The organism is Lysinibacillus sp. CD3-6 (assembly GCF_006351725.2).
GTDB lineage: Bacteria > Bacillota > Bacilli > Bacillales_A > Planococcaceae > Lysinibacillus.
In genome coordinates this window covers 2,130,285-2,144,881 of record NZ_CP085880.1, presented here as the reverse complement: position 1 = coordinate 2,144,881, position 14,597 = coordinate 2,130,285, and the positions used below count along the sequence as shown (strand labels likewise).

Sequence of the window (14,597 nt, the reverse complement as noted above, 5' to 3'; positions counted from 1 at the left end):
CAAAAACGAAATAAAAAAAGAATGCACATCAATTGTGCATTCCTTCAATCTATTTTAGAAAAATAAGCTTAAGATAAAGTAAATTGTGGCTGCCATGACAGCTGAGATTGGCATTGTAATAACCCAAGTCGTCACAATTTTACGCGCCATCCCCCATTTAACACCTTTGACACGATGTGCAGTACCTACACCCATAATGGAAGATGAAATAACGTGTGTTGTCGAAACAGGCAAATGGATTAGCGTCGCACCGAAAATAATGGAAGCTGATGCTAAGTCTGCTGCTACACCATTAACTGGGCGGATTTTCATAATCTTACCACCCACTGTTTTAATAATTTTGTAACCACCTACTGATGTCCCAAGACCCATCGCACATGCAGCTGCAAAACGTACCCAAAACGGAATATCGTCTCCTTGGTGTAAACCACCTGCAATTAATGCAAGTGTAATAATCCCCATCGCCTTTTGCGCATCGTTTGTACCATGTGTAAATGATTGTAATGCCGCTGTACCGATTTGCACTGTACGGAATCCTTTATTCGTACGATATAAATTCATATCTTTAAAGACTACTTTAAATATTGACATCATTAAAAAACCAGCAGCAAACGCAAGTAATGGTGAGAAAATAAGCGCTTGAAGTATTTTAATGAAACCTGCGTAATTTAGAATATCAAAGCCTGCTGCTGCAATTGCTGCCCCAGCTACAGAACCTATTAATGTATGAGAGGAACTTGATGGTATTCCGAAATACCACGTTAACAAGTTCCATGTAATCGCTGAAAGTAATGCTGCTAAAATAACAACTGAACCTGTAATATCACCGTCATAAGTATTTAAGGTGAAAGGGTCAACAATATCCTTCGTTAGCGCCTTTGCAACACCCACAAACGTAATAGCACCGATAAAGTTCATTACTGCAGCCATATAAACGGCCGTGCGGGGCTTTAATGCACGTGTTGATACAGATGTTGCAATCGCATTAGCTGTATCATGGAAGCCGTTAATGAAATCGAATATAAGTGCGAACATAACGACTAATATTGTTATCAGTAATATCGTATCCATTATTTAGTACACTCCATCTTACGCATTTCGCATAATTATTGTTTCAATTGTATTTGCTACTGTTTGGCAGCAATCTGCAATATCTTCGAATTGTTCATAAATATCTTTGAATACGATAAGACGCATTGGATCTTTTTCTTGAATAAATAATTGCTTCATAGAAGAACGGAAAATCTCATCACATTCACGTTCATAATCTTTAATTTGAATTGCATGTTTACGCATTTCAACAAGCTTTTTATTATTTAACAGTTCCATTGCTTGTACCATTTCATCTGTACTTTTCGCAATATAAGTAAGGAATTGGCGCATTGGCTCTGTTACTTCTGTTAAGTTATACATATTAAAATGAGCAATACAACCTTCCATCCCATCGATTACGTCATCTAATTTATTTGCTAATGCTAAAATATCTTCACGTTCAATCGGTGTCATAAAAGATTTATTAAGCATGACGATAAGCTCATGAATTAATTTGTCACCGCTTGTTTCATATTGTTTCATTGTATCGGCAATTTCTTTCAATGCATCAATATTATCTTGAATACGCGCATTATGTGCGTAGTAAATGCCTTCTTTCACATTTTGAGAGATTTTTAATAATGCCTGGAAAAATGGATCTTGCTTGCTTGAGTTGAACATTATGTTCCTCCTGTTGATTAAATATTGTCGATTGCTGCAACCATCATAACAAAACCTTTACATAATTCTACATAACTTTAAAGATAAATAAATTGAATTTACAATAATGTAATATAAAAATCGCCACATTTACTTCCAATAGGCTTTAACAAGTTACAAACGTTGGAAATCTTCTAACAAAAACGTGTTTTTTGCTGTGAAATGTAACGTTTTTTCTTTCATTTTTATAAAAATACTTGAAAAAACTTTTTTCTTTTTATTTTTAAATGTAAAGGAATTGTAAAGGTTCTTTTCACAAAAACTACAAACCCCATTGTTATTTTTAGCCATTCACAGTACGCTTACAAGATAGCAATGATATCATAAGGATGTGTACTACTTTATATGGATATTAATTTACTCTCACTCGGAACATTATTAGTTTTTGGCTTTATCGCATCCTTTTTGAATGCAATTGTCGGTGGTGGCGGATTGATTTCTCTGCCAGCATTAATGGCAGTTGGCTTACCTCCAAGCACAGCAATAGCAACAAACAAACTGGCGAATACCATTAGTAATGGAACAAGCATGCTAACATTTTTACGAGCAGGTAAAGTCGACTTTAAAAAAATAGGTAAAATCTTACCCTTTATTTTTGTTGGCTCACTAATTGGCGCATACACCGTACACCTCGTGTCTCCGTCCATTTTAAAGCCACTTATGCTTGTTATGCTCGTACTTGTAGCTACTTATACAATTTTTAAAAAAGATTGGGGACAACAACCTCATCAACGCATTTTAAGTATTGGGAAAAAACTTGGGTTCCTTTGTGCTTTTGCTGCAATCGGTTTTTACGACGGATTTTTCGGTCCAGGAACAGGTTCTTTTTTCATCTTTATCTTATTAATGATGGGTAATGACTTCTTACAAGCTGCAGGTAATGCAAAAGCATTTAATTTCACTTCAAATTTAGCAGCTCTTGCAATGTTTTTAGTATTAGGACAAGTTAATTTTCTGTACGGTTTACCAATGGGCTTCGTGATGATTTTCGGCGCCATTTTAGGTTCTAAATTTGCGTTAACTCGAGGTACGAAATAAATGCGAATTATTTTTATTATTATGACCTGTATCTTAATTGTGAAAAATGCATGGGATTATATTGGCGCACATTAATTAAGCAGGCAGCAATAATTATTGCCGCCTGCTTTTTATTTGAATTTTCAATCAATTGACATTAATCGCTAGCGTGCTATAATACTTTTGGGCTTCACCGCATTGAAGCGAAAAAGTATTTTGTAGGAGGATTCATATGTTTCGAATTGAAGCAAAAAGTAACCCTCGATTTTTTGAGGCTTGCTTCATTACACTTTTAATTATTGCTACAATGGCAATTAGTATTGGCTATTTAAAGGCAACACCGCATATTCCGATTGTTTTAGTTATTTCGATTTTAATTGCCTATGGTCTTCTAAAAAAAGTTCCGTTTCGTGAGCTTGAGTCTGGGATGATTGCAGGCGCTAGCGCTGGTTTAGGTGCAGTCTTTATTTTCTTCTTTATCGGTATTTTAATTTCCAGTTGGATTATGGGTGGTACGATTCCAACACTCATTTACTACGGCTTTTTAACTGTATCACCTAGCTTTTTCTTTGCAATCGTTTTTCTAATTTGTAGCATAGTCGGTATTTCAGTTGGTAGTTCACTAACAACCGTTGCAACAGTTGGGGTAGCATTTATGGGAATTGCGGGTGCGATGGATATTTCATTAGCAATAACAGCTGGTGCAATCGTTTCAGGCGCCTTTTTCGGAGATAAAATGTCACCACTATCCGATACTACTAATCTAGCATCTGGTACGGTAGGCGTAGACCTTTTTGAGCATATAAAAAATATGGGTTGGACGACAATTCCCGCCTTCATTATTTCATTTGTTCTGTATGCCTTGTTATCACCATCTAGCGCCAATACTTCTTTTGAAACGGTTGAACAATTTAAAGTAGGGTTACTTTCTACAGGTCTAATTCATTGGTATACATTACTACCAATCGTTGTGCTTATCATTATGACATTATATAAAGCTCCTGCACTTATTACACTTGCAGTTGTCTCTATCGTTGGTGTTGGGCTTGCTTACATTCAAGAACCACTTGCATTATCTCATGTATTCGAAATGCTTTTTAATGGTTATGTTTCTGATACGGGGAATGAGGAAGTAGATGCACTGCTGACACGTGGCGGTATGAATAGTATGCTATTTACCATTGCGCTAGTTTTACTTGCGTTATCAATGGGTGGTCTTTTATTTACACTCGGTATTATTCAAAGTATTTTAGCAAAAGTTGAAAGTTTATTTACAAGTGCTGGCTCAGTAATTACGGGTGCAGCTCTTACTGGGATTGGCGTCAATACATTAATCGGTGAGCAGTACTTATCCATTTTACTAACAGGTGAAGCTTTTAAAGCTCAGTTCGCAAAGGTCGGACTTGCGCCAAAAAATCTATCACGAGTAATGGAGGATGCTGGTACTGTTGTCAATCCACTTGTGCCTTGGAGTGTATGTGGTATTTTTATCGCTAGTGTACTAGATATCTCCACGACAACTTATCTTCCATTCACCTTCTTCTGTTTACTTGGTCCAATTTTAACGATACTCTTCGGCTGGAGTGGCAAAACGTTAACAAAGCTTGAAAAATTAGATTAGCATTAATAAATCTGCTAGCATTCTACATTATTACTCGTAGATTACTAGCAGATTTTTTTCTATTACATCATTCCAAATTGGAATCAAAACATCCACTTTTTCGCATTTCTGATTTATAAAACGCTTTGATATGCTAAAAACAAAGGAGATGAATTAACGATGACAACAAAATGGAATGCAAACCTATACGATCAAAAGCATGACTTTGTCTCAAAATTCGGGGAAAATTTAGTGGACTTACTTGCACCACAAAAACATGAACATATTTTAGATGTTGGCTGTGGAACTGGAGATTTAGCAAATGAAATTGCACTTGCTGGGGCTGTCGTTTTAGGCATTGATGCTTCAAATGACATGATTAACAGTGCTCAGCAAAAATTCCCGACGCTTACGTTTGATACACAGGATGCAGCGACGATGGACTATTCACATCAGTTTGACGCAGTATTTTCAAATGCTGCACTACATTGGATGAAACAACAGGAAAAAGTTATCGACAATATTTACCGAGCCCTGAAACAACACGGACGTTTTGTTGCTGAAATGGGTGGTCAAGGGAATATCGCTTCAATCGTCGGGGCACTTAGACAAAGTATGGAAGAACTTCAGCTTCCATATGAGGAGCAATATTTCCCATGGTATTTTCCTGCGGCCGAGGAATATCAATCAATGCTAGAAAATGTCGGCTTTACTGTTCAAATGATTACTTTATATGAACGACCGACCCCACTTCAAGGTGACGATGGCTTACGCAATTGGTTAGTCATGTTTAGCAATAATATCCTTCAGCAATTAAATGACGATGAAAAGGAGCTAGTTTACGCTAAATGTGAAGAATTATTACAGCCAACATATTATCAAGACAAACAATGGATTGCCGATTATTGGCGATTACGTTTTGTTGCGACGAAATGCTAAAAATACACGGGGCGGTGACGCAGCTTAAGACGTAACAGACTACTGTAAACCTAGTTAAATCGCCAGCAGAGTCCCGTGAATCTCCACAAAGACATGAGATTTCGCCATAAACCTATGGAAAGCAACCGTCGTAGAAGCAAAAAAGTGTTAGATTGACTGTAATCAATCTACCACTTTTGCTCATTGTCTCCGCCTCGTATTATGAACGAGGCCATAACATTACCATGACCCCTACTATACAAATGCCAGCACCAATTAAATCTAACATATCTGGCTTTTGCTTATCTATTCCCCAGCCCCACAATACGGAAAGCACAATAAAGACGCCTCCATATGCTGCATAGACTCTACCGAAAGTTGGGAATGATTGAAAGGTTGCAACGACGCCATATAATGCTAATGCAATCCCACCAAAAATGCCCCAATAAAATGGTTTACCTTCCCTTAACCAAAGCCAAATTAAATAGCCCCCTCCAATTTCGCCAATGCCTGCTACGATAAATAATATAATTGCGTAAATCATGTTTTCTCACTTTCTTCTAATATTATTTGAGATACCGCTATGTAAAAATTCTACTATGTTTCATGCAAGAAAGAACCCCATTGGGTACAAGGAGATGCCTGCTTCAACATCACCTCATGAAGCGCCCCAATATGTAATCGTGTCCGTTACACCAATAATGATTAAAATAATACCTGCTACGATTTGTATTACCCTTCCCATTTTCATACTTGTTTTCATAATAAAACGTTTTGTATCAAACAAATGGATAAGTGTCAGCATTAAGGTTAATGGCAATGAAGTCGCAACGCCGAAAATCGCAGGCAAAATAAAGCCGTATGAAGTTGTAACAACTGTCGGCATGAGCCAAACGAAAAAGAGCACAAACATCGTTGGACAAAAGGCAATGGCAAAACAAGCCCCCATTATAAATGAACCAAGCTTTCCTTCTTTCAATACAAGTGGGATACGTGTTGCCATTTGATTTAGCCATTTTAATTTTAAAATACCAATTAGGACAAGGCCAGTCAACAACATAATTGGCCCGATCACCTTTCGAAAAATTGGAAAATAGCTAGTCATTGACGTTTCAAATGATTGACCAAATAGCCACGCAAATAATCCGATTAAACTAAACACAACAACCTTACCGATGATAAAAAATATTACTTCCCCAAAATTATTTTTCATTTGAATCGTGCGATTACCATAGAAAGTAATAGCACTCATATTGCCAGTTAATTGACAAGGTGCAAGTGCGCCTACTAACCCTAAAAGTAACGCTATTATGAGTGGAGAATGTTCATAGGAGTTTAAAAATAAAGTAATTGGTCCACTTACGATACGACTAATTTCAGACATCAAACTATACATGCTACTATCACCTTCAATCCTCGTAATGACCTGCACAACGGTCAGTCATCACCTTTTATTATAGATGTCATAACAAACAGCCAAAAATGCTTCTATATCTACAGTAACGTATTTAGCTAAAAAATAAGTGTTTGACACAATATGTGAAAACTCTTTTATCGAATAACTATGAAGCAATTGCCCATGATAGGCAGCTTCGATAACACTTTTCGGTAAAAAGGCTATACCTAAGCCTTGCTTCACAAAGTTTTTTATGACTTCGGTTTGATTAAGCTGCATGCTTTTATAGCTTGGCAATTGCTGAAGTACTTGCTGTACCTCCTGCCAATATGGTGCATATTCATGAGTTAAAATCGTTTCTTGCTGTAGAAGCGTCATTGGATCAGTAAATTTTTTTCCTATCGGTACGATTAGTTGGAGTGGCTCTTGAGCAAGCATTTCCATATGGATAGCACGTGTGGATGTTAATTTCGATATACCTATATCGACAGCTCCAGCATACACCGCTTCTCCAATTTCATTGGATTTTAACAGTTCTATTGAAAGCTGAATGCTAGGTTTTTGTTGTTGAAAATGATTAATAATAGCGGGTAATGTTGAATTCGCAATTTGCGGTGCTACGCCAATTGTTAAATGTGAAGTAAAACCGCTTTTCAAAGACTGTGTACTATGTAATGCTTCATCAATGGTTGCTACCACTTTTTCAGCATGCCTTAAAAAGTGTGCCCCAATGTAATTTAGTTTTACCTGTTTTGTTTGCCGTTCAAAAAGCGATGATTGCAATTCCTTTTCTAGATGCTGAATATGTTTCGATACTGTAGATTGGGTAATAAAGCGTATTTCTGCCGTCTCACGAAAATTTTCAGTTTTCGCTGCTACGATAAACGTACGTAACCATTCTGTTTCCATAGACAATGCCTCTTCTAGTTTTTGATTTATTATAACGAAATTGTATTGTAACTTGAAGGATAAAGGGGAGACCATATGTCAAATAAGGCACTCCCCTTCTAAATACGAATATTAAGTCATTTTAAAAATTGCTTCAATGCATCTATTTGTTGCATTGCTTGCTCGTAGCCCATGTCGTAATTTTTACGCATTTGCACTGTATCTTTCTCAAAACTATTGAGCGCTTGTGTTGGGCGGAATATAAATGCTTTTCCTTGTGCCTCCAACTGCTCACAATATTCAAGTGAAGCGTTATAATGGTCTGCACGTTTTTGCATGCTTTTCACCAAATTAGGATAACGTTTCGCTAATAGTTTCATAGCCCACTTGCTTTGACGATCCATTTGTTTTCGATAGCCTTTAGGCCGAGTTAACACAAGTACATGTTTTTTAAAACCGTTTTCGACACCATGCATTATCGGAATAGGCTCTGCTAAACCACCATCGTAATATGGCGTATTATTTAGTTTGATTTCTGGAAAAAGGATAGGTATAGCACATGTTGCACGCAACATCATACATTGTCGATCCATTTCTTTTGCATCCATATACTCAACTTGCCCTGTTGCTGCATTCGTTACACCAAACAGTAATTTCCCATCATATCGCTTGTACGTATCCCAATCAAAAATATCTAACTCATTCGGAATCACATTATAGGCAAAGTCTAAGCCAAATAAGCTCTTTTCCTTCAGGAAATTTTTCAAGCCCATATAACGCTTATCGTGACGGTAATCCATTAATACACGTAAAGAACGTTCCTTTTGCTGTGACACATAGGAGCAAGCATTGATAGCACCTGCTGAAATACCTACAACATAGGGCATCATAATATCATGCTCTAAAAAAGCATCGAGTACACCAGATGTAAACAATGTACGAAACGTTCCACCTTCCAATATTAAACTTGAATCCTCCACATTCACTTGTAGCATGCAATCACTCTTTCACTCTATTGTTCCTTTTAGTTTACCGCAATAAGCGTAGACTTTCTTATTTATTTTCAAGTATTATTTCGCGGCCTTGCCATTCTTATTCTAGAGGTTCTGCTAAGTTTATCTGCGATTCCCTCAGGTTTACCCGCGATTACTGCATTCAACGACTACAAAAAAAGACTATAGACAATCTCGTACTTTTCGAGTTTGTCTATAGTCTGCGAAGAGCCTATTAAAAGGAACTTCCTTCTTTACGCCATTTTGCCGACAACTTTTACTTTTAATCTCGTGGCGTTTTCTGGATGATAAGCAAGTGGCGTTTCTTCCACTTCTACTAATTCAATCGTCTCTGGAAGTGCTCCAGCTAAAACCGCTTGCTTCACTGCTTTATTTTGTGCGTCTTTCAATGACTCTTCACGTGGCTCTTTTGCATAAATGTAAATCTGTTCATATTGCCCGCTAATTTGAGCAATGGATGCGCCAATTGCATTGGCAACACTCCCATGTTCATTTTTAATAACGCTAGCGACCCCACGTAATGATTCAGGTACAATAATACTGCCCCCACCGACTAAAACGAGTTGCACATCCTCTGATGAAGTTTTCATTTTATCAATAGCCTGCTCAAGTAACGACGCCATTTCTTTTTGTACATCTTTGGCAAATGCTTCATCAAGATGAGCTACTAAACTACGATCTCCTATATTTGCAAGACCTAAACGCACAGCAATATCTGTTGTTGTAAGCGTGTCGCCTCCAAAGACAAGTGCTTCTTGGCTAATTTTATAGCCTACACTATCAGGGCCAACCGTAATCTTGCCATCATTAACACGAACGATACTACCTCCGCCTAGTCCAACCGAAATAATATCGGGCATTCTAAAGTTTGTGCGGATATCCCCTACTTCTACAGCGACAGACGATTCTCTTGGAAAACCATCCTGTAGGACACCAATATCAGAAGTTGTTCCACCAACATCCAACACCATCGTATCTTTAATTTGTGATAAATACGATGCACCGCGAATACTGTTCGTCGGTCCACAAGCAATTGTTAGTATAGGGAATTGTTTTGCATAATCAATCGACATTAACGTTCCATCATTTTGACATAAATATACTTCCGCATTAAATATACCCTCTGTTTGCAATGCATGAACGAAGCCTTGTGTTGTTGTTTCAATTACTTTGCAAAGAGCTGCGTTTAGGATTGTTGCATTTTCACGTTCAATTAATCCCACTGAACCTATTAAGGAAGAACAAGAAATAGGAAACTCGTCGCCATACACTTGTTGAATAATATTACGAACCTTCAATTCTTGATCATTTTTAATAGAAGAAAAGACCCCAACGATAGCGATAGACTCTACTTCTTGTCGCCAGCCCTCTAATAGCGATCGTATTTCATTTTCGTCAAGCTGACTTAATACTTGCCCGTCATATTCATAGCCACCATGTACTAAAGCATAATTCCCTGATAGGTTGTCCACCATATCTTGCGGCCAAGCAGTATATGGCAATACTGATGCTGTTGCTGGATAGCCAAGACGAATAACACCTACTTTTGCTAGTTTTTTACGCTCTACAATTGCATTCGTACATTGTGTTGTGCCTAGCATGGCATGGCTAATTTGCGTTTTATCAATGGCTAAGTCTTGCAATAAATTTCGTAAAGACGTTTCAATCCCCGTTTTAATATCTAAGCTAGTTGGTGATTTCACACTATGAATTAGCTTATTATTGTTATCTAAAAGGATAGCATCTGTATTTGTTCCACCTACATCAATTCCGATTTTATACATGTTCAGCTGCCCCCTTTTTGACGATTTCCTCGATTGGCTCATAATCATAATCATAGCCAAAGTATTTTGGACCTGCTGTTTCGATCCCTTTTGCCGTGCGCCATTTTTCATGAGCAGGCAGGCCAATAACACGTACACGTTTGCCATATTTCAAACTTTCTGTTGTGACAGGTAATAATGTTTCGTAATCTACTAAACAAATTAAATCTGGCGTCATCGCAACAACTTGCTCATTTTTTTCTGCTAGCAGGTTTTCATTTTGGAAATGGACTTTCATCTGTTCATCTTTATTGACATCAATGCCTTCAAGATTCATCTTCCCAAGATTAAAGCCGCCCTTCGTTTCACGAATAACATCTACAATTTTACCTTGGAATAATTCGAAGCCTGAAACAAGGTTCAGCAATTCTTGTAACTTGTCATTTACTTCTTTATTTTTTGACGCTATGATTTCTCCAATTTTTTCCGAAAGTGTAATAATATGATGTACACCACTGTTCTTCATTTGTGCACCAGTTGTAGGATACAAGCTCACTAAAGCACTGGCGCCCATTTCTACTGTCGCCGTACGAGCTAGTCGTTCTGTCCATTTATTATCAATCGTTTCAAAAATACCAATATTGCCTTTTTCATCAGTAATCGCCATCGGTGTTGCTGATATCCCATCTAAATGGAATGTCACCATCTGCAATTCTGGGAAGGCACGTCCCATGCCATCACAATCAATAAGTGGTAAGCCAAGCTGGGCAGCTACTACAATCGGAATCATTGAGTTCACGCCACCAGCTTCCATTGGATACGTACCTGCAATTTTCTCTTTCCCTAAATATTGAGCAAGCTTTTGGAAAACTTTCACGAATTCATCGCCACGCGGAAACTTCTCAACTAAAACAGAAGGCGCCCCCATCATTGCAGCAGGAATAAAAAAGTCTTCATCTGCTATTTCATCAACTGAATACAATTTGACAGGCCCATTTTTTTCAATTGCAGAAAGTGCCATAAGCTTCCCGATGTAAGGATCTCCGCCTCCTCCAGTACCTAAAAATGCTGCGCCAATTGCAATATTTTCAATTGCCTCTTTATCTAAATATCTCATCTATTTTCCTCCAATAGTATCGATTTTTGTACAGTTACCCGATGCCCTATATAATAAATAACAAACGAAATGACAATCCCGATTAAAGGCTGGTTAGGTATTTGAGGCAACTCAGGGAATAACGATAAAACAACTGGCGCACTGGCAATAATTGCGCCTGCTAACCATGAAAATACACCTAAACGATTGACCCCTTCTACCTCATGCCAACTATTTTTATTACCTTTATTCATAAACCAGTATGAAGCAATCATTACGCCCGCTACTGGTGGTATCATCGCCGATAATATTGACATAATTGGTGTAAAGTAATTAAGTATCCCGACTACAGCCAGTAGTGTTCCAACTGTTCCAGCAATTCCGATTGCCACTTTTTCTTTTTCCTTTGAGACATTAAAGACATTAATTAGAGCAATTCCTCCTGAAATGGCATTGACCAAATTCGTTTTCCATGTTGCTAAAATTAACGCCACACCGCCAATAAATGGTGTTGCAATATTTAAAAAGACGGCCGTAATATCACTTGTTTGATAAGCAATTGTTAATACAGCCCCTACACCAATCATTAAAATGCCTGCAGGGATAATGCCGAATGTTGCTGCTTTAAAAACATCAGCTCGTTTTTTGGAAAATTGCGAATAATCACCTGCTATAACGGCTCCTAAAGCAAATGAACCAATCGTTACAGCTAAGCCATCCATAAAGCTCATCGTTTGTGTCGGTTTGTAATCCAAAATGATTTGCAGATGGTCTCCACTCAATGTTTGTACTAAACCAACTATACAAATGACAACTAATAAAGGTACGGCAATATAACTTAATACACGTAGTACTTTCATTCCATAAATTGCTGAAATCACCATTACCAACCCACTAAGGAAAGAAGCGAATGGCGTTGGTATATTCACATTAAAATGCGCTAATAAATTCGCTAACGCTACCCCACACACATTGGCTTGAATACCAAACCAGCCTAAGCAGGCGATAGCTAATATAATCGACAAAATCGTGCGAGATCCCGTTTTACCAAACACATGCCCTGCGACATGAACGGTTGGTTTTCCTAAATCACTGCTTTGCATACCTTGCAACACCATAATAATGACAACAATCGTATAGCCCACTAGTGCTACGGTAAGTGCCATCGGTAAAGTCATACTTGATATAAGCGTATTCCCTACTAGTAAACTCGGTATACAAATCATCGCACCAGCCCAAATAATACCCAAACTATACCAGGACTGTTCATTGCCTTCGTTTCTCATAATACTCCCTCCTTATACTTCCTTGTTTAATTGAATGAATCTAATTATAAGAGAGATGGTAATGGTTCGTCTTTTTCATAAATAAAAAAAATAATCTGAAATTTTGTCAATTCGAACAAAATTCCAGATTATTTTAATTATTTATTAAACGATAGAGCATACATGCCATATAAACATCGTAAAATTCCGAGTAAATCGTGACATCATTGCCAATTAATTCACTTATTTTTTTGATGCGATATTTGACTGTATTTTTATGGATAAATAAAATTTTACTACAATCATCAAAGCTTCCATTGGCATCTAATAAAAACGTCATCAATGTTTTTAACGACTCTTCATCATTTAATATTGGTTCAATGACTGACAAGTATTCTTCAATCATCTCTTCCCCTTGTTTACTTAAATCGATTGCCCGCTTCATGGATCTTATTTCAGCAGCCGTATACAATTTGCGCAATGGAAAAATGGCATGGACCTTGTTGCCGACTTGATTTACTAACTGATACATTTGTCTAACTGCTTTCGTATTTCTCATTTTCGGAGAATATACAACTTCATCTATTTGCGCATCGAAATTTGTCGTTTGAATAAAGTCGATAGCCATTTCAAATTCATTATATTTATATAAACAATTACCTAAGAGAACAATAATGCAATGATCAATACATTGAATTACTCTTGTTTTATAATATTTTGAAAGCTGTTCATCCAATTCATCTCGAATACTTTTTTCTTTCGTTAAATCATTAATCATTACTAACCACATCATCTGAACAGCAGAGACATCTATATGAAGCACATTGGCCAATCGTCGCATTTTATCGCTTTCATCATTAATAATCGCTTTGACTAACGCATACTCACTAACATCATCATGTTTGTCTCCCCATAGATTAATTGCTACTTGTACCACTTCACTAATTTTTTCAATCGTTTTTGCAGGTAATTTCGAATTCTCTTTAATAAGGAACAAATACAGAAGTTCGCCATTTTTTTGGTGAACACGTTTATATTCAATGACACAAGATATATCTTTATTTAAAAGGTCTAGCTCCCCCTTGTCTTGATTAACAAGACTTTGAGAAAATTCTTCAATTACTTTCGATACATCTAAAGACGAATTTCTTGGCCACATCACTTGGTTAACAATATTAAAATTCGTATTGGTCAGGACGATATTCGCTTTAAGACGATCAGATAACATTTTTAGTGTAATTTCAACGCTTCGTAAATGCTCTGGTAGTAAAGACACCTTTTCTAATGTTTCTTTAACGAAATGATCATTGACTGCCTGATTACTAATGATTGTTTCCATCACTTCAAAAATGACCTCATTATACCTTAATGAATAATCATTTTTGGGCATACAAATAATAATAAAATCTTGTGAATCTGCTAATTGTAGTACTTCCTTTGGGATTTCAGGTAAAACGATACCGACATAATATAATATTAAACCTAATTCTCCTAGGTCATGTAAATATTGAATGGTATCACATTGTTTTTCCACACTATCTCGAATGGAAAAAAAAGAGCTAATGACTAGTTCTTCCGCATACCACTCTTCTTGCACTGTTTGGACAATCTTCGAACAAAAATCTCCATCTGAAACTTCTAAAACAGATAAAGAGGAAACCGTTCGATTTAGATTATTTCGACCAGTTAATACTTCTGCTCCTCTAAATGATGGTAATTGCAGTAAATCGTTTACTGTTACTCCCATATTCCTTCACCACTACTTTGTTAAAAATTTACACTCTATGAATCAATACAGGCATCACAAAAGTCGATACCTTATGAAAAAGAGTATCACATTCGACACAATGTTTCAAAAATAGACATTTTTCAAGAAGTTCACACAATTA

General features: G+C 37.0%; 12 protein-coding genes and 1 pseudogene. 3 read left to right on the top strand and 10 right to left on the bottom strand.

The window, feature by feature from the left end; genetic code table 11:
* Positions 1-54: 54 nt before the first annotated feature.
* Together FH508_RS10320 and FH508_RS10315 are read right to left on the bottom strand one after the other, a co-directional pair.
* Positions 55-1,071: an inorganic phosphate transporter gene (locus tag FH508_RS10320; RefSeq protein ID WP_172771244.1), complete on the bottom strand. Its 1,017-nt coding sequence runs from the start codon at positions 1,069-1,071 to the stop codon at positions 55-57.
* Positions 1,072-1,089: 18 nt separating this feature from the next.
* Positions 1,090-1,713, bottom strand: a complete 624-nt coding sequence (locus FH508_RS10315) for a DUF47 domain-containing protein (RefSeq protein ID WP_172771243.1) — start codon at positions 1,711-1,713, stop codon at positions 1,090-1,092.
* Between the two features lie 384 nt (positions 1,714-2,097).
* Between FH508_RS10315 and FH508_RS10310 the strand changes: the two are divergent.
* The 3 genes and pseudogenes from FH508_RS10310 to FH508_RS10300 all read left to right on the top strand — a co-directional run bounded on the left by FH508_RS10310 (position 2,098) and on the right by FH508_RS10300 (position 5,308).
* Positions 2,098-2,865 (top strand): annotated as a pseudogene (locus tag FH508_RS10310) (sulfite exporter TauE/SafE family protein).
* A gap of 136 nt (positions 2,866-3,001) precedes the next feature.
* Positions 3,002-4,390, top strand: coding sequence for a Na+/H+ antiporter NhaC (gene nhaC / locus FH508_RS10305; protein WP_172771242.1), 1,389 nt, complete (start codon positions 3,002-3,004; stop codon positions 4,388-4,390).
* Between the two features lie 159 nt (positions 4,391-4,549).
* Complete coding sequence (locus FH508_RS10300) at positions 4,550-5,308, top strand: class I SAM-dependent methyltransferase (RefSeq protein WP_172771241.1); 759 nt, start codon at positions 4,550-4,552, stop codon at positions 5,306-5,308.
* A gap of 199 nt (positions 5,309-5,507) precedes the next feature.
* Here FH508_RS10300 and FH508_RS10295 read toward each other — a convergent pair whose 3' ends face one another.
* The 8 genes from FH508_RS10295 to FH508_RS10260 form a co-directional block, all read right to left on the bottom strand.
* Positions 5,508-5,831: a YnfA family protein gene (locus tag FH508_RS10295; RefSeq protein ID WP_172771240.1), complete on the bottom strand. Its 324-nt coding sequence runs from the start codon at positions 5,829-5,831 to the stop codon at positions 5,508-5,510.
* Between the two features lie 114 nt (positions 5,832-5,945).
* Entirely contained in the window at positions 5,946-6,683 is a 738-nt protein-coding gene (locus FH508_RS10290; protein ID WP_172771239.1) for an urease accessory protein UreH domain-containing protein, read from the bottom strand.
* 48 nt (positions 6,684-6,731) lie between these two features.
* Complete coding sequence (locus tag FH508_RS10285; protein ID WP_172771238.1) at positions 6,732-7,592, bottom strand: LysR family transcriptional regulator; 861 nt, start codon at positions 7,590-7,592, stop codon at positions 6,732-6,734.
* 116 nt (positions 7,593-7,708) lie between these two features.
* Entirely contained in the window at positions 7,709-8,566 is an 858-nt protein-coding gene (locus FH508_RS10280) for a patatin-like phospholipase family protein (RefSeq protein ID WP_172771237.1), read from the bottom strand.
* A gap of 251 nt (positions 8,567-8,817) precedes the next feature.
* Positions 8,818-10,368 (bottom strand): hydantoinase/oxoprolinase N-terminal domain-containing protein, encoded by a 1,551-nt coding sequence (locus FH508_RS10275; RefSeq protein WP_172771236.1) that lies wholly within the window; start codon positions 10,366-10,368, stop codon positions 8,818-8,820.
* Positions 10,361-11,464, bottom strand: a complete 1,104-nt coding sequence (locus FH508_RS10270; protein WP_172771235.1) for an S-methyl thiohydantoin desulfurase family protein — start codon at positions 11,462-11,464, stop codon at positions 10,361-10,363. Before FH508_RS10270 ends, FH508_RS10275 begins: the two co-directional genes overlap by 8 nt.
* On the bottom strand, positions 11,461-12,729 hold the full coding sequence (locus FH508_RS10265) for a cytosine permease (protein ID WP_172771234.1): 1,269 nt from the start codon (positions 12,727-12,729) through the stop codon (positions 11,461-11,463). Before FH508_RS10265 ends, FH508_RS10270 begins: the two co-directional genes overlap by 4 nt.
* 133 nt (positions 12,730-12,862) lie before the next feature.
* Complete coding sequence (locus FH508_RS10260) at positions 12,863-14,455, bottom strand: PucR family transcriptional regulator (RefSeq protein WP_172771233.1); 1,593 nt, start codon at positions 14,453-14,455, stop codon at positions 12,863-12,865.
* Positions 14,456-14,597: the final 142 nt, after the last annotated feature.